Source organism: Micromonospora sp. WMMA1976, assembly GCF_027497335.1.
In the GTDB taxonomy this organism is placed as follows: domain Bacteria; phylum Actinomycetota; class Actinomycetes; order Mycobacteriales; family Micromonosporaceae; genus Micromonospora; species Micromonospora aurantiaca.
The window spans coordinates 6,350,318-6,376,079 of sequence record NZ_CP114912.1; the positions used below are offsets into that span (position 1 = coordinate 6,350,318).

A 25,762-nucleotide genomic window follows, 5' to 3' on the forward strand; every position below is an offset into this window, starting at 1 on the left:
CGGGATGTCCGGCCCGGGTCGTACCCTGGCGATCATGCGAATCGGCATCGTGATCCTGCCCGACCAGCGCTGGTCGGAAGCACGTCGGCGGTGGGCCCAGGTGGACGAGTGGGGCTTCGACCACGCCTGGACCTACGACCACCTGGGCTGGCGTGACCTGGTCGACGGGCCGTGGTTCGACTCGTGGACGACGCTGACCGCGGCGGCCGGCGTGACGTCCCGGGTGAAGCTCGGCACGCTCGTGGCGTCGCCGAACTTCCGGCACCCGGCGGCGTTCGCCAGGCAGGTGACGGCGCTCGACGACGTGTCGGACGGCCGGGTGCTGCTCGGCCTGGGTGCCGGCGGCATCGGCTTCGACTCGGCGGTGCTCGGCGGCGAGACGCTTCCGCCCCGGCAGCGCGTGGACCGGTTCGCCGAGTTCACCGAGCTGCTCGACGCGATCCTGCGGGAGGACGGCACGACCTGGCGCGGGGAGTGGTTCACCGCAGTGGACGCGCGCAACAACCCGGGGTGCGTCCAGCAGCCCCGGGTGCCGTTCGTGATGGCCGCGAACGGTCCCCGCTCGATGCGGCTGGTCGCCCGGTTCGGGCAGGGCTGGGTCACCACCGGGCTCGGCGGCGACGACGTCGAGGCGTGGTGGGGCACGGTGACGGAGCTGTCCGAGCGGATGTCGCGGACGCTGGAGGAGGCCGGCCGTGACCCGGCGACGCTGGACCGCTACCTGTCGCTCGACTCCGCGCCGATGTTCTCGCTGACCAGCGCCGACTTCCTCGCCGAGCAGGTGGCCCGGGCGGCCGGGCTGGGCTTCACCGACGTGGTGACGCACTGGCCCCGGGCCAGCAGCTGGTACGCGGGTGACGAGGCGGTGCTGGTGGAGGCGGCGGCGCTGCTGCCGGAGCTGCGCCGGGCCGGCTAGGTGCCGACGCTGCCCTCGGTGGAGACCAGCCGGAACCGGAGGCAGACGATCCGGGTGTCGTCGGTGACCGGGGTGCCCTGCCGGGCCCAGTAGGCGCCGTGGCCCTCGCGCCACTCCTCGATCGACCGGTCGCCCTCGCCCTCCGCGCGGGCGAAGTCCCACGGCACGTCGGCGAAGCGCACCACCTCGACGCCGGTGACCTCCACGACGCCGACGAGCGCGTCGTTGTCGTCGACCAGGACCAGTCGCTCGCCGACGTACTCCAGTTCTTCGTTCTCGTCGTCGTACTCCTGCACGAGACCGGCGGTGGCGGTCTTCACGCCGGAGAGCACGAGGGTGTTGAGCCGGGTGCGCAGCTCGCCTGGTGTGCCGAGGGCGAGTGCGCGCAATCCACCGATGCGGGGCCACATGCCGCCGACGCTACGGCATGCTCCGCCACCGCCGGCGGGCTCACGGCAGGTCGGCGCCGGTCAGCAGGGCGCGCAGCCTCAGCCGCGCGGCGACCTCGGGCGGGCAGGTCGCGACGAGCGCGGCGGCGCCGATCAGGTCGGCCCCGGCGTCCCGGACGACCCGGCTGAGCGCGTCGAGCTGGGCGCCGGTGTCGACCCAGTCGTCGACCAGCAGCACCCGGTCGCCGGTGCCGAGCCGCCGGCCGTCCACGCCGACCCGCAGCCGCCGTTCCCGGTAGTCGGGGGGTGTCTGCGCCCAGCGCGTCGGCCCGACCCGGCGCCGCTCGCCGCCGTCCTTGTACGCGGGCAGGAACCCGGCACCGGCGGCGACCGCGACGAGGGGGCCGAGCAGCAGCCCGGTCACCTCGGGGGCGATCACGACGGTCGGGCGGTCCTCGGGGAACAGCCCGGCCACTGCCGGCCCGACCTGGGCCAGCACCTCGGGGTCACGCCACCAGCCGGAGATGTCGCTGACCAGGTGGGTGCTGCCCGGGCCGGGGTCGATCCACCGGAAGAGCTCGACCAGGCGACGACTCAGCACGCTTTCCATCCTGGCGGATCCACGGTTTCCGTCCCGGCGGATCGGTGGGCCGTTCGGCCGATCGACGGTGGCGTGATCGGCTACACGTACCAGGGTAAATGCGGGCATAGCACCATGATCACGTTGACTTCGGAAGTGCTTCTCTCGTTACGGTCCGGGCCGGTTTGTTCAGCTGACGAAAGGACCGGGCCGGTGGCTGCTAGGCACCTTCGTACCCGCAAGTTCTCCTCGCCCGCCGCCATCGCCGCGACCGCGGCGGTCGGTGTGGCGCTCGCGGTCGGCGGTACCGTCGGCGCCGTGCGGCTCACCTCCGCCGAGCCGCCCGCCGAGCCGGCCGTGGTCGAGACGCTGCCCAGCACGCCCGCCCCCACGTCGGCCGCCCCCTCGCCGAGCGCGTCCGCCTCGCCGAGCGCGAGCCTCAGCCCGTCGCCGAAGGCCACCCCGAGCCCGAAGTCGAGCCGTACGCAGGCAGCCTCCCGGAGCAAGGCTCGGACCGCCTCCCCGTCGCCGACGGCGAAGAAGACGAGCAGCCCGAAGGTCGTGGACAGCGGCTCCTGCGGCGCGTCCTTCTACGCCGAGGGTCAGATGACGGCGAACGGTGAGTCGTTCAACCCGAATGCGCTGACCGCGGCGCACAAGACGCTGCCGTTCAACACGAAGGTCCGGGTGACCAACCCGGCAAACGGCAAGTCGGTGGTGGTGCGGATCAACGACCGTGGCCCGTTCATCGACGGCCGGTGCCTGGACCTGTCCCGCGCCGCGTTCGCGACCATCGCCGCCACGAGCCTCGGTCACGTGAACGTCCGGTACGAGGTGCTCGGCTGACCGGCCACTCGGGCAGAACTTCCACGACCGACGGGCCAGGTTCATTCTCCCGTCCACGTCCATCAGGCATGCTGTCCGATGTACGCACGCAACCCTTCCAGCCGGGCCGAGGCCCGCTGAGTCCCGGATCCCGCGCCGGTCTCGGCGCGGCCCTCGCGCTGCTCGCGATCGTGGTCGCGGTGGAGCTGGCCGACGGCCGTCCGGCGCACTACCTCGCGTTGATGGTCGTCGCGCCGTTCCTCGCGGCGGCGCTGGCGTCCTGGCGGGTGGTGCTCGTGGTCGGCGGCCTGGCCACCGCCATCGGTGTCGGCTTCGCCGTCGCGGAGCGGGGCAGCCCGCTGGTGACTGTGGTCAACGTGACGGCTGTCGGGGCGGCGACCGCGATCGCGGCCGCCACGGCGGCGATTCGCCAGCGCCAGGCGGACCGGATCGCGGAACTGTCCCGGCTCGCCTCGGTCGCCCAGCAGGCGGTGCTGCGGCCGCTCGGCCCGCAGGTCGGCACGCTGGCGGTGGCCGCCCGGTACATCTCGTCCACCGCCACGGCGGAGATCGGTGGCGACCTGTATGAGGTGATGGACACCCCGTACGGCGTCCGCATGATCATCGGTGACGTACGGGGCAAAGGGCTGGACGCGGTCCGCCTGGCCAGCATCGTGCTCGGTTCCTACCGGCACGTCGCGTACGAGCGGGCCGACCTGCGCGCGGTGGTGACCGACCTGGACCGTGCGGTGGCCCGCAACGTGGGCGACGAGGACTTCGTCACCGCGGCCCTGGTCGAGGAGCGCGGCGGCACGCTCACCATCGTCAACTGCGGGCACCCGCCACCGTTGCTGCTGCGCCGGGGCGCGGTGATCCCGCTGGAGCCGCCCGCGCCCGCGCCGCCGCTCGGCTTCATGCCCGTGGTCCGGCCCCGGGTGGAGCGGCTGGAACCGGGCGACCGGCTGCTGCTGTTCACCGACGGGCTGGGCGAGGCGCGCCGGGACGGTGAGTTCTTCCCCACCGCCGACCGGGCCTGGCGGCTGCTCGGCCACGGTACCGTCGCGGACGGGCTGGCCTCGCTGGAGACCGCCCTGGTCGAGTGGGTGCACGGCCGGCTCGACGACGACATCGCGCTGGTCCTGATGGAGTACGTCGGCCCGCGCAGCACCACCGCCACCCCGGTTCCCAGCTGGGAGGTCGGCGCCGCCGACGGATGAACGGGAAGTGTGTAATCGCTGTCACTTCCGAGATCGGCTTGTCGTTGCCTACCGGCGAGTAATACAGTCTGGAGTTACTGATCGGTAACACCTGTCCGGAAGCGGGGCCAGCGAGCATGACCCACTACAAGAGCAACGTGCGGGACCTCGAGTTCAACCTGTTCGAGGTATTCGGGGCGGACCGGACGCTCGGCCAGGCCCCGTTCACGGACCTGGACGTCGACACCGCCCGCAGCTTCCTCGGCGAGGTCGACCGCCTCGCCCGCGAGGACCTGGCTGCCAGCTACTCGGACAGCGACCGCAACCCGCCGGTCTTCGACCCGGCGACGTTCACCGCGCCGCTGCCGGAGTCGTTCAAGAAGTCGTACAAGGCGTTCATGGACTCCGAGTTCTGGCGCCTGGACCTGCCGGAGTCCCTGGGCGGCACCAACGCCCCGCGTGCCCTCTGGTGGTCGCTCGCCGAGTTGGTGCTCGGCGCCAACGCCCCGATCTGGATGTACGCCTCCGGCCCGTCCTTCGCCCACGTGCTGCACGTCGAGGGCACCGAGGAGCAGAAGAAGTGGGCCCGGCTGTTCATCGACAAGCAGTGGGGCTCGACCATGGTCCTCACCGAGCCGGACGCCGGCTCGGACGTGGGCGCCGGCCGTACCCGCGCGATCCAGCAGCCGGACGGCTCGTGGCACATCGAGGGCGTGAAGCGCTTCATCACCTCCGGTGAGCACGACCTGAGCGACAACATCGTCCACTACGTGCTGGCCCGCCCGGTCGGCGTCGAGGGTGTCGGCGGCCCGGGCACCAAGGGCCTGTCGCTGTTCGTCGTGCCGAAGTTCCACTTCGACCCCGAGACCGGCGAGCTGGGCGAGCGCAACGGCGTCTACGCCACGAACGTCGAGCACAAGATGGGCCTGAAGGTCTCGAACACCTGCGAGGTGACCTTCGGCGAGCACGGCGTACCGGCCAAGGGCTGGCTGCTGGGCGAGAAGCACGACGGCATCCGCCAGATGTTCATGATCATCGAGTACGCCCGGATGCTGGTCGGCACCAAGGCGATCGCCACGCTCTCCACCGGCTACCTCAACGCCCTGGAGTACGCCAAGAACCGGGTGCAGGGCGCCGACCTCACCCAGATGGCCGACAAGACCGCCCCGCGGGTGACCATCACCAACCACCCGGACGTGCGCCGCTCGCTGCTGCTGCAGAAGTCGTACGCCGAGGGCCTGCGCGCGCTCGTCTGCTACACCGCGACCTGGCAGGACAAGGTCACGATCGCCGAGGCGGCCGGTGACGAGAAGGCCACCAAGCTGGCGAAGCGGGTGAACGACCTGCTCCTGCCGTTGGTCAAGGGCGTCGGTTCGGAGCGGGCGTACGAGCTGCTCGGTCACGAGGCGCTCCAGACCTACGGCGGTTCCGGCTTCCTCCAGGACTACCCGCTGGAGCAGTACGTCCGGGACGCCAAGATCGACACCCTGTACGAGGGCACCACCGCGATCCAGAGCCTCGACCTGATCTTCCGGAAGATCGTCCGGGACAACGGCAAGGCCCTGATGGCGGTCGCCGCCGAGATCCAGGAGCACATCGCCTCCGAGGCCGGCAACGGCCAGCTCAAGGAGGAGCGTCAGGCGCTCGGCAAGGCGCTCGCCGAGATCCAGAACATCCTCGGCGTGATGACCGGCTGGCTGGGCGAGGCCCAGGGCGGCGACACCCGCGCGCTCTACAAGGTCGGCCTGAGCAGCCGCCGGTTCCTGCTGGCGATCGGCGACCTGGTGGTCGGCTGGCTGCTGCAGAAGCAGGCGGACGTGGCGCTGAAGGCGCTGGCCGGCGAGGTCTCCGCGGCCGACAAGTCCTTCTACACCGGCAAGGTCGCCGCGGCCCGGTTCTTCGCCCGCGAGGTGCTGCCCCGCATCGGCGCCGACCGGCGGATCATCGAGGGCACCGACCTGGAGATCATGGACCTCCCGGAGGAGGCTTTCTGAGCCCTTCCGGGGGCTTTCATCCCTGAAACGTCACTCTCCCCCTCATGACGACGGCCGGCGGGCACCAGCCCGCCGGCCGTCGTCGTGCGCGCGGCCCGGGTGGATAGGCGGCCCGTTGGCGGGTAACCGTCGCGGACCACGACCGAGTACGCCCAAGGCCATCGCACGGGGGAGTGCAGCGCACATGGGCATTGGTAGCGCCATCTTTCTCATCGCGCTCGGCGCGATCATGACCTTCGCCATCCGGGCCAACGTCTGGTGGATCGACCTGCGCGCGGTCGGCTGGGTGTTCATCCTGGCCGGGCTGGGCGTCCTGCTGACCACGCTGTGGTTCTGGCAGGACCGCCGCAAGCGGGCCCGTACGCTCATCGTGGAGGAGAACCGGCTCTCGCATCCGACAGCGATGATGCCGCCGCCGCCCGACCCGCCGCCGCCGACGGCCCCGCCGTCCTGACGCGTCTCAGCGGCCGATCCGGTCCAGCTCGGCGAGGTCGTCGCCGGAGAGCGCCAGCCCGGCGCCGGCGATGTTCTCGCGCAGGTGCGCGACGGATTTGGTGCCGGGGATCAGCAGGATGTTCGGTGAGCGCCGCAGCAGCCAGGCCAGGGCGACGCCCATCGGTGTCGCCCCCAGGCGCTCGGCCACCGCCGACAACGCCGAGGACTGCAACGGGGTGAACCCGCCGAGCGGGAAGAACGGCACGTAGGCGACACCCTGCCGGGCCAGTTCGTCGATCAGGTCGTCGTCGCCGCGGTGGGCCAGGTTGTACTGGTTCTGCACGCAGACGATCGGCGCGATCGTCTGCGCCTCGGCCACCTGCTCCGGCGTCACGTTGCTCAGGCCCAGGTGGCGGATCAGACCCTCCTGCTGGAGCGCGGCGAGCGTGTCCAGCGCCTCGGTGAGCGATCCGGGCTGCGGCCCCGTGGCGTCGCCGAGCCGCAGGTTCACCAGGCCGAGCGCGTCCACGCCGAGCGTCTCCAGGTTCTCCCGGACCTGCCGGCGCAGGCTCTCCGGATCCCGTGCGGTGGGCCACCCGCCCTGCTCGTCCCGGTCCGCGCCGACCTTGGTGACGACGTGCAGCGAATCCGGGTACGGGTGCAGCGCCTCCCGGATCAGCCGGTTCGTGACGTGCGGCCCGTACGCCGCGCTGGTGTCGATGTGGGTGATGCCGAGCGCGACCGCCTCCCGCAGCACCGCCAGGGCGCCGTCGTGGTCGGCCGGTGGTCCCATGACCCAGGGGCCGGCGAGTTGCATCGCGCCGTAGCCGAACCGGGTGACGGTCAGGTCGCCCAGCGCCCAGGTGCCGCCGGGCAGGGTGGTGCGGGCCATGCGTGTACCTCTCGTCGTTTTCGCGACGCCGCCGGATCGGGGCGTCCGGCTTCCACTATCGAGGTGTAACTTTCCATCGGGAAGTAGGCACCTCAAAGTGCGTAGCTCACCGGCGTGGCAGGAGCAGAGCATGAGCAAGGCCGAGTACGACGCGTTCCTGGCCGGGTGCCCCAGCCGGCAACTGCTCGACCGGATCACCGACAAGTGGGTCACGTTGGTGCTGGCCGCGTTGCGCACCGACGGCTCGCACCGGTTCGGAGCGGACTGCGCCGGTGAGCCGCGACCGAGGCGATACTCCGAGCTGTTCCGCACGCTGCCCGGGGTCAGTCAGAAGATGCTCACCCAGACGCTGCGCGCCCTGGAGCGCGACGGAATGATCACCCGCACCGTGGAGCCGACAGTGCCGGTGACTGTCACCTACGAGCTGACCGACCTCGGGTTCTCCCTGCACGAGATGATCCGGGGCCTGAAGACCTGGGCCGAGACGCACATGGACGACGTGCTCGCCAACCGGGCGACCTACGACAGCCGGGCCTGAGCCGTCCGTTCAGGCGCGGGCGGTGTGGCGGCCGGTGATCGGCGCGTTCCCCGGCGCGAGGTCGGCCCAGCGGGTCGTCGGCCGGTGCACCACCAGATCGGTGGTCCGTAGCCCGTCCGGGTCGGCCCGCTGTGGATCGAGCAGCGCCGACAGCAGAGAGATCCCCGGGTTGTGCGCGACGAGCAGCACCGTCCCGGCGGTCGGCTCGACCGTCCACAGCAGCTCCAGCAGCTGATCCGGAAGCGCGTCGTACGCGGTCACCTCGTATCGCACCGCGGGAGCCGAGCCCGCCGGACCGCCCTCCGGCGGGGAACCGCTCATGCCCATCGCCACGTCGTGCCAGGTCTGCCGGGTGCGCCGGGCGGGCGAGCAGAGGACCACGTCGGGGAGCAGCGCATGCCGGGCCAGCCAGGCGCCCGCGGTGGCGGCGTCGGCGTGCCCGCGCGCGGTGAGCGACCGGTCCGTGTCCGGGAGGTCACCGGACTGCTCGGCCTTGGCGTGCCGCAGCAGCGCCAGCGTCCGCTGCCCGTTCCTGCCGTCCGTCATACCGCCCAGCTTGCCTGATTGACGATCAAAGCGCCTGGGTATGTCGATGTGTGCCGCTACCTCATCCATGGCCGCGGCGGGCAGGAAACGCCAGCAGGACGCCAAGGAGGCGACGTCATGGGCATCGGTGCCAGCATCTTCCTCATCGCGCTCGGCGCGATCTTCGCGTTCGCCGTCGACGCCAATCTCGGATGGCTGAACCTCAACGTGGTGGGCTGGGTGCTCATGCTCGCCGGCGTCGCCGGCCTGCTCACCACGCTCTACTTCTGGAACAGCCGCCGCCGTGTGGTGGCCGCTCCGGTACGCGAGCAGGTCGTCGCCGAGCCGGTGGTGCCGGTGCGCGACGACCGCGTCGTACGCGAGGAGTACCGCGAGGTGCGCCGTCCGGGCTCGGGCTACCCGGCCTGACCCCCGAGAACCCGAGGGCCCCGCAACGGAGCGGGGCCCTCGCGCATGTCCGGGGTCCGCCCGGGTCAGGCGAACAACGCGAAGTAGATCGCGATGTGGTGGCAGATCGCCGCGACGAGCGTGCAGGCGTGGAAGAACTCGTGGTGGCCGAAGACGGTGGGCCACGGGTTCGGCCGGCGCAGCGCGTAGAACACCGCGCCCACGCTGTAGATCGCGCCGCCCACGCTCAGCAGCACCAGCGCGGTCACGCCACCGGAGTGCAGGATCTGCGGCAGCATGGCCACCGCTACCCAGCCGAGCGCCAGGTACAGCGGGGCGGAGACCCAGCGTGGCGCGTGCGGCCAGATCAGCTTGACCGCCACGCCCGCGATCGCGCCGCCCCAGACCAGGCTCAGCATGATCGTGGCCTGCCGGGTGTCCAGCAGCAGCGCGCAGAACGGTGTGTAGGTGCCGGCGATGAACACGAAGATCATCGAGTGGTCCATCCGGCGCATGATCTGGTAGCCGCGTTCGGACCAGACCCGCCGGTGGTAGAGCGCGCTGGTGCCGAACAGCCCGCACACGGTGAAGCTGTAGATCAGGCAGCTCACCAGCGGCGCCCAGCCGGGACGACCGGCGGCGATCGAACACAGCACGATGCCGCAGACGAGAGCGGCGAAGAACGCGTAAGCGTGCAGCCAGCCGCGCATGCGCGGCTTCCCGATGTCGGCCGGCCGGAGCCGGAACGGTGCGGAGGTCGTCACCTCAATAGGTTACGACGGCGTAGGTTACTTGCAAGTAGTGTGGACCGTCACCTCACCCGGCGGGAGGATGACCGGATGCTGATCCGGCCGGTCGGGGCGTACGCCCTGCTCCTCGACTGCGACGACGCGGAGCAGGCACAGGCGTGGCGGGCCGAACTGTGGCGCCGGCGCGAGGCGGGCGAGCTGACCGCCACCGAGATCGTCCCCGGCGCGGTCACCGTGCTGCTCGACGGCGTACCGGACCCGCAGGCGGCAGCCGCGCGGATCGCTGCCTGGCACCCCCGGACCGCCGCCTGCGGCGCGGCCACCACCGAGGTCCGGGTGCCAGTCGTGTACGACGGTGAGGACCTCCCGCTTGTCGCCGACCACTGGCAGGTGGACGTGCCCGCGGTCGTGGACCGGCTGCGGCGTACCGAGTTCCGGGTCGCGTTCTGCGGGTTCGCACCGGGGTTCGCTTACCTGACCGGGCTGCCGCCCGAGCTGGCGGTGCCCCGGCTCGCCACGCCACGTACCCGGGTGCCGGCCGGCTCGGTCGCGCTCGCCGGCCCGTACGCGGGCATCTACCCCGCCGCGTCACCCGGCGGCTGGCTGCTCGTCGGCCGCACCGACCTGCCGCTGTTCGACGTGCACGCCGACCCGCCCGCCCGGCTCACCCCCGGCAGCCGCGTCCGGCTGGTCGACGCGCCGTGATCGAGGTGCTGCGTGCCGGGGCGCTCACCACCGTTCAGGACCAGGGGCGGCCCGGGTGGGCGCACCTCGGCGTACCCCGCTCCGGCGCGCTCGACCCGGCCGCCCTGCGCCTGGCCAACCGGCTCGTCGGCAACGACGAGGACGCCGCCGGGCTGGAGATCACCATGACCGGCTGCGCGCTGCGCGTCACCCGGGCCGTGGCTGTCGCCCTCACCGGCGCCCCGGCCGACGTGGTCGTCGAGTGGCCGGCCGGGGCCGCGCAGCGCCGCCCGGGGGACGTGGGACGGCCGCAGGCGCTGCCCGCCGGGGCGGTGCTGCACGTCGGACCGGCCCGCGCCGGGGTACGGACCTGGCTGGCGGTCAGCGGCGGGATCGCTGTCGAGCCGGTGCTCGGCAGCCGCGCCACCGACACGCTCTCCGGCCTCGGCCCGCCGCCGCTGCGCGACGGGGACCGGCTGCCCCTCGGCACCCCGGCCGGCCCACCCGCACCCGTCGACGTCCCCGTCACCGGGCCGGTCCCGGACGAGCTACGGCTGAGCGTGCGCCCCGGCCCCCGGCAGGACTGGTTCACCCCCGAGGCGCTCGATCTGCTGTGCCGCGCCGCGTACACGGTGAGCCCGGACAGCAACCGGGTCGGCGCACGGCTGGCCGGCGCGACGCTGACCCGCGCGGTCGCCGGCGAACTGCCCAGCGAGGGTCTGGTGCTCGGCGCGGTGCAGGTGCCGCCGGACGGCCGGCCGCTGGTCTTCCTGGCCGACCACCCCACCACCGGCGGGTACCCGGTCATCGGGGTGGTGGACGACGTGACAGCGCTCGCCCAGGCCCGGCCAGGCACTACGGTGACGTTCCATGGACCTCAACGCTGACCTGGGCGAGGGATTCGGAAGCTGGCGGCTCGGCGACGACCACGCGCTGCTCGACCTGATCAGCTCCGCGAACGTCGCCTGCGGCTTCCACGCCGGTGACGCGACCACCATGCACCGGGTCTGCGCCGGCGCCGCCGAACGCGGCGTCGCGGTGGGCGCTCAGGTCGGCTACCGGGACCTCGCCGGCTTCGGCCGGCGGCACATCGCGTACGACTTCGCCGAACTACGCGACGAGACGATCTACCAGCTCGGGGCGCTCGACGCGTTCTGCCGCCGGTACCGCACCAGGGTCCGCTACCTCAAGCCGCACGGCGCGCTCTACCACGCAGTGGCCCGCGACGAGGGCCAGGCCGCCGCGCTGGTGGCGGCGATCAGCGGGTACGACCACGAGCTGCCGGTGCTCTGCCAGCCCGGCACCGTGCTGGCCCAGCTCGCCGCGGGCGCCGGGCTGCGGGTGGTGGCCGAGGGCTTCGCCGACCGCAACTACCTCCCCAACGGCACGCTCGTGCCGCGCAGCTCACCCGACGCGCTGGTGACCGACCCGGAGCAGGTGGCCGTCCGGGCGGTACGGATGGCCGTCGAGCGCACGCTGGTCGCCGTGGACGGGACGGTCATCCCCGCCCCGGTCGAGTCGATCTGCCTGCACGGGGACACGCCCGGTGCGGTGCGCTGTGCGGAGCTGGTCCGCGCCGCGCTCATCGACGCCGGGGTGACCCCCACCCCGTTCACCTGAACGGAGCGGTCAGGACTCGTCCATGCCGCGCAGGACCAGCGGCACGCGGGTCGCGCCACCGGTGACCACCCGGACCGGCACCCCCCAGTCCTGCCGCGTCAGGTGGCAGGCCGCGTGCTCCACGTCGGCGTCGCAGGTCGCCGCCTGGGCGGTCACCTGGAGCACCCCCTGCGCCACGTCGCCGCTCACCACCAGCCTGCGGGACAGGTCGGTGGTCGTGCCCGCGCCCTCGACCAGCAGCTCCGGCGGGGACGCCGAGACCACCAGCCGGGTCGACGGCCCGTACGTCTCGTCGAGCTTCTGCCCCGGCGCCGGCGTGAAGATCACGTCGAGCGTCAGCTCCCCGGCCGCCACGTCGGTGGGCTTGCGCTCCAGCCGGTGCCGGGGGCCGTCCACCGTGCTCGCGCCGGCCGAGGTCAGCGCGCCCGGCGCCAGCCGGGTCAGCCGGTGCGCGGCCGACTCGACCACCAGCACGTCGCCCTCACCGGTGAGCACCAGGTCGCTCGGCTCGGCCAGCCCGTCCGCCACGGTGCCCACCTGGCCGGTCTCCGGGTCGAAACGGCGCACCGCCCCGTTGTACGTGTCGGCGATCAGCACCGAACCGTCGGGCAGCGCGCACACGCCCAGCGGGTGCTGGAGCAACGCCTGGTCGGCCGGGCCGTCGACGTGCCCGAAGTCGAACAGGCCCTGACCGACGGCGGTGTGCATCTCGCCGCCGGAGACCCACCGGATCGCGCTGGTCTCGCTGTCGGCCACCCAGAGGCGGGTGCCGTCGGCCGAGACCGACAACCCGGACGGCTGGGCCATCCACACGTCCGGCAGCGGGCCGTCGCGCAGCGCCTCGACAGTGGTCCCGGCGTACATGCCGGCGGTCCGCTTCATCGGGTCGAACCACCAGAGCTGGTGGATGCCGGCCATCGCCACGATCACCCGGTCGTCGTACCAGGCCACGTCCCAGGGGGAGGACAGGTCGACGGCACGGGCGTCGTGCGCGTGGTCGTCGACTGTCGAGCGCCACTGCCGCCCGGTGCCGGCCACGGTGACCACCTCGCCGGAGGACAGCCGTACGCCGCGCAGCAGGTGGTTGACCGTGTCCGCGACGACCACGTCGTAACCGGCCACCTCGGCCACGTGCGGCGGCAGCAGGCAGAGCCCTTGCGGCTCGGCGAACGTGGCGGCGGAGGCTGGGCCGTCCGTACGACCCCGGGAACCGGCGCCGATGCGGCGGACCACCGTCTCGCCGTCGGCGGCCAGCTCGACCAGTGAGTGCCGGGCCGAGTCGCTGACCAGCAGGTTCCCGCCGTCGAGCGGCAGCGCCTTGCCGGGGAACCTCAGCACCGTGTCCGGCTCGGCCGGCGGCACGTACGGGCCCTCGCCCCGGTGCAGCGTGCCCTTCGCCTCGTGGCCGGCGATCAACTCGTCGATCAGCCGGGCCAGCCCTTCGGCGTGCCCCTCGCCGGCCATGGTGGCGACCACGTAGCCCTCGGGGTCGACCACGGCGAGCGTCGGCCACGCCTTGGCCGCGTACTGCTGCCACATGTCCATCTCGGCGTCGTCGAGCACCGGGTGGTGCACGCCGTACCGCTCGACGGCCGCGGCCAGCGCCGCCGGGTCCTTCTCGTGCTCGAACTTCGGCGAGTGCACGCCGATCACGACCAGGACGTCGCCGTACTTGTCTTCGAGCGGGCGCAACTCGTCGAGCACGTGCAGGCAGTTGATGCAGCAGAACGTCCAAAAATCTAGGATGACGCAACGACCTCGGAGGTGCCGCAATGTCAGGTTTCGTCCGCCTGTGTTGAGCCAAGCGCGACCGCGAAGCTCGGGAGCTCGTACCCGTGGTGCAGAGGTCATGCGGCCAAGCCTGCCACGCCGCTAACGACGCCGTCAGAGGCCCTAGCAACGCCAAACGGCCCCAGCTCCAGCTGGACTAGTTACCGGGCCGAACAGGCGCGGGATGGGGTCCTACGGGGGTCACGCGCAGCGGCGGCTCGTCGGGACGGGCCGGACATGCCGAGGACGCTAGGGCCCTGGCGGGACTAGATGCAAGCGTCTTTCAGGACTTACAGGAGTCGAGCAGGACGATCTTGCCGCGCAGGTCGGCCAGCATGACGGCCTTGCCGCCGGTGTTCAGCACACCGATACGGCGCGGAGCGCCCACCCCGGCGAGGGGTGGGCGCTCCGCGTCCGTGTGGTTACTGGCCGGCGGGCTTCAGGCAGAGGATCCGGGTGGTCCCGCCGCCCTCGACCGAGACCGAGGGCTGCGACAGATCGGCGCACTTGTCCTTGTTGTCCACCTTCGACACCACGCTGAACGCGCCCGGCTCGCCGCAGTCGGCGGCCACGGCGCTCGTGCCGGACTGCTTCACGCAGGAGCCGACGGCCGGGTCGAAGCCCGCCGACTTGTCGCCGCCGACCTTGCCGAGCAGCGTGAGCAGACCCAGCGGTACGGCGAGGATGAGCACCGCCGCGATCAGCACGGCGGCGAGCACCCGGCCGTTGCGCACCTTCGGCGGGGGCGCCTCGGTCTGCGACTCGGTGGCATCCGGCTTGAACGCGTCGAAGCGGCCCTGCTCCGGCTCGGTGCCGGGCCCGTCCTGCGCCCACGCCGGCGGGGCCTGCTGGGGCGGCGGGAAGGCGTTCGGACCCGCCGGGCCCTGGCCGGGCACCGCGACCGAGGCGCGTCCCCCGGCGGACGGGCCGAACCGGTCCGGCTCGCCGAACGGCTCGGGCCGGCCGGCCGGGCTGCCGAACGCCGCCTGCTGCCCACCCGGACCGCCGAACGGGTCGGGCTGACCGCCCGGGTTGCCGAACGGATCCTGGTGCCCGCCGGGGCTGCCGAACGACTCCTGCTGACCCCCGGGGCCGAACGGGTCCGGCCGGCCACCCGGGCCGCCGAACGCGTCCTGGCCGCCGGGAGCGCCGTACGGGCTCTGCGGGCCGCCGAACGGGTCACGGGAGGCGTCGGGCTGCTCGCCGCCCGGGTGCACGCCGTTTGCCGGGCGGGTGTTGCCGGGCGGGTCCACGAAGGACGGCACACCGACCGGGAACGACGGCGGCGCGGCCGGCGAGGAGGGTGCTCCGGCGTACCCGTGCGGGCCGTCGGCGTCCTCGGATCGCGACTGCGGGCCGGGGAAGCCGTTGCCGTGCGGCCCGTCCTGGCCGGGGAACCCGGACTCGTCCTGCTCGGGGGCGTCCTCGGGCTCCGGGCGGGCGGGCCGCCCGTACACGCGGGGCTGCGGCGTGGGGCCGCCGGTCGGCAGCGGCTGGTCGGACGGCGGGGTGACCCGGCTGGCCACCGGCACCGATGCGCTCGCCGAGACCGGGCCGCCCTCCGGGGAGGTACGCGGGCCGGGAACGGCGGGCGACTGCGGCTCCTCCGGGCGGGACGCGTTCCAGCCGCCGTCGCCGCGCTCCGGCTCGTACCCCTGGGGTTCGGGGCCCGGGTGGTCGGCGGGCGACGACGCGGCCAGCGCGGCGCCCGGCACTCGCTGCTGCTGTGCCGGCAGCGGCACCGCGTTGCCGGGCGAGATGCCCGGCGCGGGCGCGGGCTGGTAGGCCGGGGCGGAGTCCTCGGACCGGCCCCACGCCTCGGCCTGCGGCCACGGCTCGGGCGACGGTGCGGCCGGACGCTCGTCCTGGTTGCCGCCCCAGCCGGCGGGCGCGTCGGACGACGGCACGGACACGCTCGCGCGGGCCTCGACCGGCGCGGCGGCACCCCAGGCGGGCTGCGCCTGCTCGTCCGACGGCCGCGCGGGCTCGCGCTGCTGCGGTACGGCGGCGCCGTCACCCCAGCCGCCGGACTGCCGGCCCTGGTTCGGCTCCCAACCGCCCGGCTGTGCCGCCTCGGCGGGGTTCGCGGCGCGCCCGGCGGCCCAGCCGCCCGAGCGGTCCGGGTCCTCGGTGCGGGCCGGCTCGTCCCAGCCGCCGGACCGGTTCTCGGCCTGCGGGGCGGGCCAGCCACCGGAGCGCTGTCCCTCGTCGTGCTGGGGTCCACCGGTCGCGCGCCAGCCGCCGCTGTCCTCGGCCGAGCGGTTGTCCTGATCGGACTGCTCCGGAGTGGACCAGGCGTTGTCCGGCCGGGTGGCGCCGGGCACCGAGACCGCTGCGGCGGCCCGGGCGGGGGGGTCGGCCGGCGGCCAGGTGGCGCCGGTCTGCTGACCCGGTGCCCAGGCAGGCTGGCTCTCCCGCGGGTTCCAGCCGCCCGAGCGGTTCGGGTCGTCGGACGCGGCGGGCTGCTCGTCGCGTGGGGCCCAGCCGCCGGAGCGGTTCGGGTCGTCCTGCTGCTGCTGCTGCGCGGCGGCCCAGCCACCGGCGCGACCGGAGGCGTCCTCGTGCTGCCCGCCGGTGGGCGCGAAGCCGCCGGAGCGGTTCGGGTCGTCCGCGGGGGCGGGCGTGACCCAGGTCTCGTTCGGCACGGTGGCCGGGGCGGGCACGTAACCGGTGCCGCGGGCGGCCGGGTCACCGGAGGGCGACCAGCCCTGCTGCTGCTCGCCGGCGTTCCACCCCTGACGGTTCTGCTCGGCGGCGGCCCAGGGGGCCTGCGACGGCTCGGCCGGGCTGCCCGGCGGCGTGGCGGACCAGGCGGGCGGCGCCTGCTCGGCGCCGCGATCAGGGCCGGGCTGCTCCTGGTTGCCCCAGGCGGGGCCACCGGAACCGGACCAGGCGGGGCTGCCCTGGTCGTTGCCGCCCCAGGCGGGCTGCGGGACCTGGGCGGTCGCCCGCCCGGTCACCGGTTGCCCGGCGGGCGGGGCCCACGCGGGTGGCTGGTCGTCGTTCGCGGCCCAGGCCGGGGCCGGCTGCGCGGGCCGACCGGCCGGCGGGGGCGGTGCCCAGCCGAGGTCGGGTGCGCCGTTGTACCCGTTTTCCTGCTGCGCCGGCTGATCGCCGTACGGCACCGGTCCGCCGGTGCCCGGCGACACCTCGCCCGGCTCCTGGCCGGGGCGGTGCGGAGCCTCGGACGTCATGGGTGCGCCTCCTCCATCACAGGTCGGCCGCCGATGCCGGTCGGGAGAACCGTCGGCACGACTACCGGCGTCGCCGGCGGGTACCGGCCGTGCGGGCTCCCCGCACCGTATCCGGTGGTCGCCCGAGGCCGCTCGGGGGAGCATCAGCGGTCACCGAAAGTCACCGGACGACGTCGATGGGTTTCGCTGTCTCGTATCCGTCCGGAGTCAGCCGGTTGGCGACCGTGCCAACCGTACCGGGCGGTGAAGCGAGGTGGAATCCCGGTGCCGACCGATACCGGTACGCCGAAGACCCGCCCGGAGTCGGGCGGGTCTTCGGACTGGAGGAGGTGAGAAAGGTCTGTGGCGTCAGCTCATGTGACGCTGGGCGATGGCGAGAAGCTCCTCGCGGACCGCGGGCGAGTTGGCGGAACGCAGCGCGTGCTCGATGGCGCGGGCGCGGCGGTTGGCGTCGCGGCGGGTGCGGATTCGCTCGATCATGCTCATCTTGGGTCTCTCCTCCTGGCTATTCGGTTGTCAGCCCCTTGATGTCTCTATTTAAGCGCACTGGGCCCCGCCATCGCCATCGATTATTAGGTGAGCTGAACCACGCACCTACGGATCGTAGGTCCACCCGCCCCTTAATCCTATGATTCCGTTCCCAAAACGGTTACGGCCGGTGTGCCGGGCGTTCACCCTCGGCACACCGGCCGTGACCGGAGCGGTGGTTCGTCAGGTCCAGGCGAGCAGCGCCGCCTCCGGGTCGGCCAGGAAGTCCCCGATGTCGCGGAGGAACTTCGAGCCCAGCTCACCGTCGATGATCCGGTGGTCGAAGGAGAGGCCGAGCGTGGTCACCAGGCGCGGCTTCACCTTGCCCTTGTGCACCCACGGCTGCTCCCGTACGGCGCCGAAGGCGAGGATCGCCGACTCGCCCGGGGGCAGGATCGGCGTACCGGTGTCGACGCCGAAGACGCCGACGTTGGTGATGGTGAGCGTGCCGCCGGACATGTCCGCCGGGGACGTCTTGCCCGACTTCGCGGTCTGCACCAGTTCCGTCATCGCGTCCGCCAGCTCGCGCAGCGAGAGCCGCCCGGCGTCCTTGATGTTCGGCACGATCAGGCCGCGCTCGGTGGCCGCCGCGATGCCGAGGTTGACGTACTCCTTCACCACGATCTCGTCACCGGCCCAGGTCGAGTTGACCATCGGGTGCCGCTTGACCGCCAGGAGCACCGCCTTGGCGACCAGCAGCAGCGGCGAGACGCGTACGTCCCGCCACTCGCGCCGCTCGCGCAGCCGGTCCAGCGCCTTCATCGCCCGGGTCACGTCGACGGTCAGGAACTCCGTCACGTGCGGGGCGGTGAACGCCGAGCGGGCCATGTTCTCCGCGGTGAGCTTGCGTACCCCCTTGACCGGGATGCGCTGCTCGCGGTCCGCGCCGAAGCTCGCGGCCGACGCGGCCGGTGCCGCGACCGTCTGCGGTTCGGCCGCCGCCGGGGTCGCGCTCGCCGCCCGCTGCACGTCCTCACGGGTGATCGAGCCGAGCGGACCCGAGCCGGTGAGCGTGGCCAGGTCGATGCCGAGATCCTTCGCCAGCTTGCGGACCGGCGGCTTGGCCAGCACCGGACCGGTGACCCGGCCGTTGCCGTTGACCGCCGACGCCGGAGCGGGTGCCACCGGCGCGGGAGCGACAGGCGCGGGCGCCACCGGGGCGGCGGCCTGAGCCGGTGCCGCGGCCGGCGCGTCGCCCTTGCGCGGGCGGCGCTTGGCCGGGGCGTTGCGCGGGCCGTAGCCGACCAGCACGGCGGTGCGCCCACCCGGGGCCACACCACCGATCAGGCCCGGCTCGACCATGCCCTCGGCCGGCGCGACCTGGACCGCGGCGAGCGACGCGGCAGACGGTGCGGGCAGGTCCGACGCGGGGGTCGCGGTCGTCGACTCCTCGATCGGCCCGGCGCCCGGGTCGGTGTCGATCGCGATGATCGGCACGCCGACCTCGACCGTGGACCCCTCCGGGTGGAAGATCGCCTGCACCCGGCCGGCCCACTTCGCCGGGATCTCGACCGCCGCCTTGGCGGTCTCCACCTCGACGATCGGCTGGTTCAGCTCGATGTCATCGCCGACCTTGACCAGCCAGGCGAGGATCTCGCCCTCGGTCAGGCCCTCGCCCAGGTCGGGAAGGTTGAACTCCTTGATCCGGGACATGCCGCTCACCAGCCGAACGTGCGGTCGACGGCGTCGAGCACCCGGTCCAGGTCGGGCAGGTACTCCTCCTCCACCCGGGCGGCCGGGTAGGGGGTGTCGAAGCCGGTCACCCGCAGCACCGGAGACTCCAGGGAGTAGAAGCACTCCTCGGTGATCCGGGCCGCGATCTCCGACCCGAGACCCAGGTTGCCCGGGGCCTCGTGCACTACTACGCAGCGGCCGGTGCGCCGTACCGACTCGTACGCGGCGGTCAGGTCCAGCGGCGAGATCGTGCGCAGGTCGATGACCTCCAGCTCGCGGCCGTCCTCGGCGGCGGCGGTGGCCGCGTCGAGCGCGGTGCGGACCATCGGGCCGTACGCCAGCACCGTCGCGTCGGTGCCGGGCCGCGCGACCCGGGCCGAGTGCAGCGGGTACGCGTCGGCGATCGGCGCGTCCAGGTCCACCGGACCCTTCTCCCAGTAGCGCCGCTTCGGCTCCAGGAACACGATCGGGTCGTCCGACGCGATCGCCTGCTGGATCATCACGTACGCGTCCTGCGGGTTCGCGCAGCTCACCACCTTGAGACCGGCGGTGTGCGCGAAGTACGCCTCGGGCGACTCGGAGTGGTGCTCGACCGCCCCGATGCCGCCGCCGAACGGGATGCGGATGACCATCGGGATCCGCACCTTGCCCTGCGAGCGGTAGTGCATCTTCGCCACCTGCGACACGATCTGGTCGTACGCGGGGTAGACGAAGCCGTCGAACTGGATCTCGCAGACCGGCCGGAAACCACGGATGGCCAGGCCGACGGCGGTGCCGATGATGCCGGACTCGGCCAGCGGGGTGTCGATCACGCGTTGGTCGCCGAAGTCCTTCTGGAGGCCGTCGGTGATCCGGAACACGCCGCCGAGCTTGCCGACGTCCTCGCCCATGATGACGACCTTGGGGTCGTTCTCCAGGGCCCGCCGCAGGCCGGTGTTCAGTGCCTTGCCGAGGGTGAGCGTCTCCGTGGCCATCAGTGCGCGCTCCCCTCGAAGGACTCCATGTACTGCGTGAACCGGGCCCGCTGCTCGTCCAGTTCGGGAGAGCCGTTGGGGTAGACGTGGTCGAACATGGTCACCGGCTGCGGGTCGGGCATGGCGAGCACGCGCTCGCGCAGGTGCACCGACTCGGTGCGGGCCTGCTCGTCGACAGCGGTGAAGAACGACTCGTCGGCGATCTTCTGCTTGGTCAGGAACGCCTTCATCCGGGCGATCGGGTCCTTCGCCTGCCACGCCTCGACCTCGCTGGCGATGCGGTAGCGGGTCGGGTCGTCGGAGGTGGTGTGCGCGCCCATCCGGTAGGTGTACGCCTCGATCAGGCTCGGGCCCTGGCCGTTGCGCGCGTTGTCCAGCGCGTGCCGGGTCACCGCGTACGACGCGAGCACGTCGTTGCCGTCCACCCGGACGCCGGGGAAGCCGAACCCGCCGGCCCGCCGGTACAGCGGCACGCGGGTCTGTCGCTCCAGCGGCTCGGAGATGGCGTACTGGTTGTTCTGGCAGAAGAACACCAGCGGGGCGTTGAAGACGCTGGCCCAGACGAACGACTCGTTGACGTCGCCCTGGCTGGTGGCGCCGTCGCCGAAGTAGGCGATGACCGCCTCGCCGTCCTCGCCGCCGGTCTTGCCGTCCATGGCGACACCCATTGCGTACCCGGTCGCGTGCAGGGTCTGCGCCCCGATCACGATCGTGTACATGTTGAACTTGAACTCGTTCGGGTCCCAGCCGCCCTGGTCGACGCCGCGGAACAGGCCCAGCGGCATGATCGGGTCGATGCCGCGGCAGTAGAGCACGCCGTGCTCGCGGTAGGTCGGGAAGGCCATGTCCTGCGTACGCAGCGCCCGGCCGGAGCCGACCTGCGCGGCCTCCTGGCCCAGCAGACTGGCCCAGAGTCCCAGCTCGCCCTGGCGCTGCAGAGCGGTGGCCTCGGCGTCCAGCTTGCGGACCAGCACGAGGTCGCGGTACAGCCCGCGGTACTCCTCGTCGGTGAAGTCGACGCGATACTCGGTCCCGTCCGGGCCGAGCGCGCTCTCGATCCGCTCACCCTCGGGGGTCAGCAGTTGTACGAGTTCCGGTTCACCGGTCGCGGCGGCGCGTCTGGTTCGGGGTGCGGCCCGCTTGCTGCGGGTGGCGGCCCCGGGGTCGCCCTTTGCCATCCGTCTCTCCCTGTCTGTCTGCGCCGGCGCCGGGGGTTACCCGAGCCGAGCACCTCGTGCGCCCGCCCGGCTGGTGCCGGGTCGGTCCCTGGCGACCGCGCCTGACCCCGGTAGGGGTTGCCGCGCGGCGTGAGCCGGAGTCGGTCGGGGACAGACCCAGGCCCGGGAGCGCCGGCACCGTTCCGCACCAGCCGCGGGGTACGCGGAGGTGGCGGCTGCGTTGCCGTCGTGTCTGAATGATTGCAGAGGAGGTGAGCGGGCCCACAGTATGGCCTCCCTCGCCGGTGAGGTTCGATCGGGTTCACGACGGATAAGCGCTTTGTCCGCAGTGGTGGATGCGGCCGACGTACAAAATGTGTGTCGACACGCGGTTGCGGCTGGTGAACTGAGCGTCACTGGGTCAAGCTTGCGGTGAGCTGTTGCGCGGCATTTGTCCGAATATCCGCGCGTGCTCTTCGTCCGTCCGTGCGTGAGGAGTGTGCCGGTGTCCGAACCAGAGGGTCCGCCCGGTACGCCCTTCCTCGGCCGGCACCGGGCACTGCCCGCCTCACCGTACCGCCGGGTCGTGGGCGCCCACCGCGCCACCGGGACCGGCGGTCCCAGCCGCGGCTACCTGCTCACCGTGGCGTTGCTCGCCGGCACCGCGTCGATGCCGATCCTCGCCGCGATCAGCACCGGATCCGCCACGGTCGGCAACAGCGCCCTCCCCGACACCAGCACCCCGTTCCTGCCGACCCCCTCGGTCGGCCCGGTGGTGATCCCGATGCCCCACGGCACCCAGGCCCCGGCGCCGTCCACGCCCACGCCCGCCGTCGGCGTGACCTCGGTGCCCCCGGCGCGGCCAGTGCTCCCGGCGGCGCCGGCCCTGCCCGACGACAGCGACCTCGGCTCCCGGCACCGGTCCCGCCCGGTCGCCGCGCCCCCGCCGCCGTCCACGCCGGTCCGGCCCACCCCGATCCGCCCGCCGCGCCCGTCGCCGATGCCCTCACCGTCGCCGTCACACTCGCCGTCGCCGTCACACTCGCCGTCGCCGTCGCACTCGCCGTCGGACCCGGCCACGCCGACGCCCGAGCCGAGCCCGAGCCCCGAGCCGTCCGTCACGACCGCCGAGCCGACGCCCTCGGGAGGCTCGTCCGGCCCGTCCAGCCCATCGGATCCGTCAGGTCCCGCCGACCCGTCGAGTCCCGCCGAGCCGTCGGGTTCTGCTGCTCCGTCGGGTTCCGCTGATCCGTCGGGTCCTGCCGGGCCGTCCGCCACCTCTGTTCCGTCCGGCCCGTCGGTGTCCCACACCTCATGATCGACACCACTCCGGCGTAGTGGTGTGGTCCCGCCTGGCCCGATGCAGCCACTTCGCCGAGGTGGTGTGGATCAACGAGGGGTGAGGTGATTGGGGGCTGGCGCCGGCATGATCGACACCAGTACGGCGTGGTGGTGTGGTCACGAGCGGCTTGATACGGCCACCTCGCCGGAATGGTGTGGATCAACGAGGTTCGGGGGAAGCCCCGCGTGTCGGGCGGGGTGGTCCCGATGCGCGCGGGTCGCATGATCGACACCACTTCGCCGTGCTGGTGTGGTTCCGACCGGCTCGATGCAGCCACCTCGGCGAGGTGGTGTGGATCAGCGAGGGCAGGGCCGAGGCCATCGGGTCGGTCACCCGCATGATCGACACCAGTACGGCGTGGTGGTGTGGTTCCGGGCGGTCTGATGCCGCCACCTCGCCGACGTGGTGCCGATCATGCGAACGGGAATGCCTAGGCCGGGTCGTCGGTCAGGCGGTGGCGGTTCGCCTCGATCCAGGCGTTCAGCGCCTCCGGGTCGTCCGGGTCCACCCCGTCCGCCATGAGCTGGGCCACCGCCGCGGTGGCCGGGCTGCGCCGCTCGCCGGTGCTGTAGAGCCGGGCGAACTCCGGGACCATCTCGGTGATCGCCTCGTCCGTCCGGGCGGCGGCCGACTGCGACAGCCCGCGCTGCCGGGCCGCGTACGCCGCCCAGGCCCGTAGCACCCGGGGCAGCATCGCCGCGTCGTCCATGTCCAGTACGGCCCGGCGGTGCACCCAGTCGAGCAGGAACAGCTCCGCCACCATCGGGCTCCACCGCATCGGGTCGGCATCCGGGAAGCTGGCCGCGTGGTCGAGCAGCAGGCCGAGGCAGAAGTGCAGCGAGGCCAGCTCGCCGTCGGCCACCTCGGGCAGCCCGAACCGGGTCGCCTCGGGTGAGTCGAGGAAGGCACGCACCAGGCGGGTGCGCTCCTCGTCGGTGGGCGGCGGCACGACCGCGGGACCGGCCGGCGGGGTCTTCCCCGGGAGTACGGCGAGCCGGGCGCCCACGAGCGCCCGGTCGGTGGCCAGCGAGCCCTGTGCGGGCAGCTCGGTGAGGTCGTCGGTGACCGCCAGGTGGCGGCTCACCTCGGCGTGCATCCGGGCCGGGTCCTCGGTGCGGAACCAGGTGAACTCGTCCTCGGTGCAGATCTCCCGGGCCTGCTCGACGATCCGTCCGGCCGGGCCGCCGACGAAGACGTCCTTGGTGATGCCGATGTTGTGGTCGACGAGGGCGACCAGGGCGTGCTCCGGGCCGCCCTCCTCCTCGTCGTCGTACGCGAACGTGGCGAGGTAGGAGGTCTGGTCGCCGTACACGTCGCCGTACGCCCAGGCGCCGGTGACGCGCACCCGGCCGAGCTGGCCGGCCCACGACGGGGCGTACGCCCCGGGCCGGACCCGGGCGGCGCCGTCGGCGTCGGGCACCAGCGCGGCGAAGACGGCCCGCAGTGTGGTCGCGGCGGCACTGCGGCGCCGGGACGTGGCGGCGAGGAAGCCGCTGACGAACTCGCGGACGGCCTGCTCCCGGTCGTGCTCCGCGACGGCGTAGACGCTGCCCAGCAACGCGGCGCCGAGCATCTCCGCGTCCAGGGCCGAGTCGAGCCTCGTCACGTCGCGCGCGGCGTGCAGCACCGCGTCGTAGGGGGTCTGTGGCGTGGCCATGCATCGACCCTACGCCGCACCGGCCGCCCCCACACCGGTCAGCACGCCGGGTTCAGCGCCGTCCCGCCTCGCGCAGCGCGTCCCGGGCCGTGCCGTAGCGCGCCAGCACCGCCCAGACCGGGTCCAGCACGTACTTCTCGGAAACGCTGCCCACCGACGTGAGCAGGCGTTGCTCGGCCCGCGCCCGGGCCCGCCGGGCCGCCCACCCGATGACCGGCCGGGTCAGCGCCGCGATCAGCAGCCCGGCCAGCAGGCCGCCGAGCAGCAGGACCGTGGGCCAGGGCACCACGCCGAGCGTCGGATGCTCCAGCGGCGGCAGGCCGAGCAGGCGCACCGCGTACCCGACGAGCAGCCAGACCAGGCCGGCCAGCGCGGCGAGGGTGACCACCCACTGGAGCGCGCCGACCACCCGCCACCAGGCGGGCCGCCGGTCCATGCCCAGGTCGGTCGCGGCGACCGCGTGGTCGAGCGCGCCCGGCAGGTCGGCCTGCCGGGCGCGGGCCGCGGCGGTCACCGCGGCCGGCCACGGCGCCGGCAGGCCGCTCGCGGACCGCTCGGCCACCGCGCGGATCGCCAGCGTGACGGCGGAGCGCTGCGCGGCTGTCGGATCGGGTACGGAGGTGGCAGCGACCAGGCTCTCCGCCGGCGCGTCCGGGTCCCGCCCGGACAGGTGCAGCCGGCGCAGCGGATCCGGCCGCAGCTTGCGCCAGCTCCGCAGCAGCGGCCAGCCGGTGTTGCCGACCGCCCGGTGCCGGTACGCGCCCTCGACCGCCGCCGCCACCGTCGGCACCCCGGCCGCGCCGGCGAGGGCCCGGGTCAGCTCCTGCGCCGAGGCGTCACCGGGCCGGGTGCGCGGCGGTTCCGGCCCCACGAGCGGTTCGAGATCGGCCACCACGGCGTCCACGTCGCCGGAGAGCCGGCGCAGCGCGGCCTGCCGTTCGGCGACCGTACGCTCCAGCTCGGTCCGCAGCCCTTCCAGCCCGTTCGGGTCCACCGCGACGGTCGGCAGCAGCGGCACCCCGCCCAGCCCGTCGGCGTCGAGCAGCCGGCGCAGGTCGTCGAGGACCTTCGGCAGCTCGGTCGGGTGCAGCCGGTCGGCCTGGTTGAGCACCACGACGGTGACGTCCTTGTGCCTGTGGAACTCGCGCAGGTAGCTGGTGTGGATCACGCGGTCGGCGTACTTCTGCGGGTCGACCACCCAGACCACCAGGTCGACCAGGCCGAGCAGGCGGTCCACCTCCAGCCGGTGGCCGTGCTGCACCGAGTCGAAGTCGGGCAGGTCGAGCAGGACCAGGCCGTGCAGCCCGGACTCGTCGTCGGCGTCCAGCGGGCTCTCCCGGACGAACCGGTGCCGGGGCAGCACGCCGATCCAGTCGAGCAGCCGGACCGCGCCGTCGAGCGGACCCCATACGCAGGCGTGCGCGACTCCCGTCGTGGGCCGGCGTACGCCCACCGGCGAGAGGTCCAGCCGCGCCAGCGAGTTGAACAGGCTCGACTTGCCGCTGCCGGTCGCGCCGGCGAGCGCGACCACGGTGTGGCGGCCGGAGAGCGCGAGCCGGTCACCGGCGCGTTCGACCACCGTGTGCGCGGCGACGAGCTGGGCGTCGGGCACGTGGCCGTCCACCGCGGCCAGGAACCGCTGGATCGCCTGGAGACGCTCGATCAGCACGTCCGGGTCGACCCGCTGCTCGCCGCGCAGCGCGTCACGCATCCGT

General features: G+C 73.3%; 24 protein-coding genes. 10 read left to right on the forward strand and 14 right to left on the reverse strand.

The window, feature by feature from the left end; genetic code table 11:
* The first annotated feature begins 4 nt into the window (after positions 1-4).
* Entirely contained in the window at positions 5-916 is a 912-nt protein-coding gene (locus O7546_RS29385) for an LLM class flavin-dependent oxidoreductase (RefSeq protein ID WP_194800205.1), read from the forward strand.
* On the opposite strand, the gene O7546_RS29390 is transcribed toward O7546_RS29385, so the two are convergent.
* Together O7546_RS29390 and O7546_RS29395 are read right to left on the reverse strand one after the other, a co-directional pair.
* Positions 913-1,326, reverse strand: a complete 414-nt coding sequence (locus O7546_RS29390; RefSeq protein WP_151500991.1) for an ASCH domain-containing protein — start codon at positions 1,324-1,326, stop codon at positions 913-915. The genes O7546_RS29385 and O7546_RS29390 overlap by 4 nt on opposite strands.
* Before the next feature lie 40 nt (positions 1,327-1,366).
* Positions 1,367-1,915, reverse strand: a complete 549-nt coding sequence (locus tag O7546_RS29395) for a phosphoribosyltransferase (RefSeq protein ID WP_194800204.1) — start codon at positions 1,913-1,915, stop codon at positions 1,367-1,369.
* A gap of 183 nt (positions 1,916-2,098) precedes the next feature.
* On the opposite strand from O7546_RS29395, the gene O7546_RS29400 reads away from it, so the two are divergent.
* From O7546_RS29400 to O7546_RS29415, 4 genes are all read left to right on the forward strand, one after another.
* Positions 2,099-2,731 (forward strand): septal ring lytic transglycosylase RlpA family protein, encoded by a 633-nt coding sequence (locus O7546_RS29400; protein ID WP_281600278.1) that lies wholly within the window; start codon positions 2,099-2,101, stop codon positions 2,729-2,731.
* 68 nt (positions 2,732-2,799) lie between these two features.
* Complete coding sequence (locus O7546_RS29405; RefSeq protein ID WP_281600279.1) at positions 2,800-3,927, forward strand: PP2C family protein-serine/threonine phosphatase; 1,128 nt, start codon at positions 2,800-2,802, stop codon at positions 3,925-3,927.
* Between the two features lie 116 nt (positions 3,928-4,043).
* On the forward strand, positions 4,044-5,900 hold the full coding sequence (locus O7546_RS29410) for an acyl-CoA dehydrogenase (RefSeq protein ID WP_194800201.1): 1,857 nt from the start codon (positions 4,044-4,046) through the stop codon (positions 5,898-5,900).
* 184 nt (positions 5,901-6,084) lie between these two features.
* The gene (locus O7546_RS29415) at positions 6,085-6,354 is read left to right on the forward strand and encodes a DUF6458 family protein (RefSeq protein WP_013283345.1); all 270 of its coding nucleotides are present in this window, start codon (positions 6,085-6,087) and stop codon (positions 6,352-6,354) included.
* A 6-nt stretch (positions 6,355-6,360) separates the two neighbouring features.
* On the opposite strand, the gene O7546_RS29420 is transcribed toward O7546_RS29415, so the two are convergent.
* The gene (locus O7546_RS29420; RefSeq protein WP_281600280.1) at positions 6,361-7,227 is read right to left on the reverse strand and encodes an aldo/keto reductase family oxidoreductase; all 867 of its coding nucleotides are present in this window, start codon (positions 7,225-7,227) and stop codon (positions 6,361-6,363) included.
* Between the two features lie 130 nt (positions 7,228-7,357).
* Between O7546_RS29420 and O7546_RS29425 the strand changes: the two genes are divergently transcribed.
* Positions 7,358-7,765, forward strand: coding sequence for a helix-turn-helix domain-containing protein (locus O7546_RS29425; protein WP_194800200.1), 408 nt, complete (start codon positions 7,358-7,360; stop codon positions 7,763-7,765).
* Positions 7,766-7,774: 9 nt separating this feature from the next.
* Here O7546_RS29425 and O7546_RS29430 read toward each other — a convergent pair whose 3' ends face one another.
* On the reverse strand, positions 7,775-8,311 hold the full coding sequence (locus O7546_RS29430) for a histidine phosphatase family protein (protein ID WP_281600281.1): 537 nt from the start codon (positions 8,309-8,311) through the stop codon (positions 7,775-7,777).
* Positions 8,312-8,428: 117 nt separating this feature from the next.
* Between O7546_RS29430 and O7546_RS29435 the strand changes: the two genes are divergently transcribed.
* Positions 8,429-8,719 (forward strand): DUF6458 family protein, encoded by a 291-nt coding sequence (locus tag O7546_RS29435; RefSeq protein WP_091413749.1) that lies wholly within the window; start codon positions 8,429-8,431, stop codon positions 8,717-8,719.
* Positions 8,720-8,784: 65 nt separating this feature from the next.
* On the opposite strand, the gene O7546_RS29440 is transcribed toward O7546_RS29435, so the two are convergent.
* Entirely contained in the window at positions 8,785-9,462 is a 678-nt protein-coding gene (locus O7546_RS29440) for a hemolysin III family protein (protein ID WP_174532829.1), read from the reverse strand.
* A 75-nt stretch (positions 9,463-9,537) separates the two neighbouring features.
* Here O7546_RS29440 and O7546_RS29445 point away from each other — a divergent pair, with 75 nt between their 5' ends.
* From O7546_RS29445 to O7546_RS29455, 3 genes are read left to right on the forward strand one after another with little or no spacing between them, the layout of a single operon-like run.
* The gene (locus O7546_RS29445) at positions 9,538-10,152 is read left to right on the forward strand and encodes an allophanate hydrolase subunit 1 (RefSeq protein ID WP_194800199.1); all 615 of its coding nucleotides are present in this window, start codon (positions 9,538-9,540) and stop codon (positions 10,150-10,152) included.
* Entirely contained in the window at positions 10,149-11,018 is an 870-nt protein-coding gene (locus tag O7546_RS29450; protein ID WP_281600282.1) for a biotin-dependent carboxyltransferase family protein, read from the forward strand. Before O7546_RS29445 ends, O7546_RS29450 begins: the two co-directional genes overlap by 4 nt.
* Positions 11,002-11,751 (forward strand): 5-oxoprolinase subunit PxpA, encoded by a 750-nt coding sequence (locus O7546_RS29455; RefSeq protein WP_194800197.1) that lies wholly within the window; start codon positions 11,002-11,004, stop codon positions 11,749-11,751. Before O7546_RS29450 ends, O7546_RS29455 begins: the two co-directional genes overlap by 17 nt.
* 9 nt (positions 11,752-11,760) lie before the next feature.
* Here the strand turns inward: O7546_RS29455 and O7546_RS29460 are convergent, their stop codons facing one another.
* The 9 genes from O7546_RS29460 to O7546_RS29500 all read right to left on the reverse strand — a co-directional run bounded on the left by O7546_RS29460 (position 11,761) and on the right by O7546_RS29500 (position 25,758).
* A complete protein-coding gene (locus tag O7546_RS29460) occupies positions 11,761-13,602 on the reverse strand; it encodes an NHL domain-containing thioredoxin family protein (protein WP_194800196.1) in 1,842 nt (613 codons plus the stop codon).
* Between the two features lie 341 nt (positions 13,603-13,943).
* On the reverse strand, positions 13,944-16,715 hold the full coding sequence (locus tag O7546_RS29465) for a hypothetical protein (RefSeq protein WP_281600283.1): 2,772 nt from the start codon (positions 16,713-16,715) through the stop codon (positions 13,944-13,946).
* A 348-nt stretch (positions 16,716-17,063) separates the two neighbouring features.
* On the reverse strand, positions 17,064-17,201 hold the full coding sequence (locus tag O7546_RS29470) for a hypothetical protein (RefSeq protein WP_013283356.1): 138 nt from the start codon (positions 17,199-17,201) through the stop codon (positions 17,064-17,066).
* A 225-nt stretch (positions 17,202-17,426) separates the two neighbouring features.
* Positions 17,427-18,896, reverse strand: coding sequence for a dihydrolipoamide acetyltransferase family protein (locus tag O7546_RS29475; protein ID WP_281601193.1), 1,470 nt, complete (start codon positions 18,894-18,896; stop codon positions 17,427-17,429).
* A 5-nt stretch (positions 18,897-18,901) separates the two neighbouring features.
* Positions 18,902-19,891, reverse strand: coding sequence for an alpha-ketoacid dehydrogenase subunit beta (locus tag O7546_RS29480; protein WP_030269708.1), 990 nt, complete (start codon positions 19,889-19,891; stop codon positions 18,902-18,904).
* Entirely contained in the window at positions 19,891-21,069 is a 1,179-nt protein-coding gene (gene pdhA, locus O7546_RS29485; protein ID WP_013473399.1) for a pyruvate dehydrogenase (acetyl-transferring) E1 component subunit alpha, read from the reverse strand. The genes O7546_RS29480 and pdhA overlap by 1 nt, the downstream gene beginning before the upstream one ends.
* Positions 21,070-21,678: 609 nt before the next feature.
* A complete protein-coding gene (locus O7546_RS29490; RefSeq protein ID WP_281600284.1) occupies positions 21,679-22,170 on the reverse strand; it encodes a hypothetical protein in 492 nt (163 codons plus the stop codon).
* Between the two features lie 650 nt (positions 22,171-22,820).
* Positions 22,821-24,047: a hypothetical protein gene (locus O7546_RS29495; RefSeq protein WP_281600285.1), complete on the reverse strand. Its 1,227-nt coding sequence runs from the start codon at positions 24,045-24,047 to the stop codon at positions 22,821-22,823.
* Positions 24,048-24,099: 52 nt separating this feature from the next.
* Entirely contained in the window at positions 24,100-25,758 is a 1,659-nt protein-coding gene (locus O7546_RS29500; protein ID WP_281601194.1) for a GTPase, read from the reverse strand.
* Positions 25,759-25,762 lie beyond the last annotated feature (4 nt).